Origin of the sequence: Hydrogenovibrio sp. 3SP14C1 (genome assembly GCF_029625905.1) — a bacterium.
In the GTDB taxonomy this organism is placed as follows: domain Bacteria; phylum Pseudomonadota; class Gammaproteobacteria; order Thiomicrospirales; family Thiomicrospiraceae; genus Hydrogenovibrio.
On the sequence record NZ_JARTLM010000087.1, the window covers coordinates 1 to 278 of the forward strand.

Genomic DNA, 278 nt, shown 5'->3' on the forward strand with positions numbered 1-278 from the left:
TTTCCTTCCCATGCGCACCGTCCCTGACCTCATGACTGGTCGGACAGCATCCGGTAGAGCCAGCGGGCAGGAAATAAAATGGACGTTCTGTTCAAGGGCGCGGCAATGGTGGCCATGTTTGCTGTGGCCGTCGTTCTGATCATCGGTCTGCGCAACATGATGCGCGGCGGTGACGGCAATTTCTCGAACAAGATGATGCAGCTGCGTGTTTTCCTGCAGTTCATTGCCATCGTTCTGATCGTTGGTGCGATCTATTTTGCCCGCAGAAAACTGGCCAG

1 protein-coding gene is annotated in these 278 nt (G+C 55.0%); it reads left to right on the forward strand.

What is annotated here, in order from left to right; translation table 11 throughout:
* Positions 1-78: 78 nt before the first annotated feature.
* On the forward strand, positions 79-278 hold a 200-nt coding region (locus P8629_RS11750; RefSeq protein WP_278166310.1), incomplete at its 3' end, for a twin transmembrane helix small protein.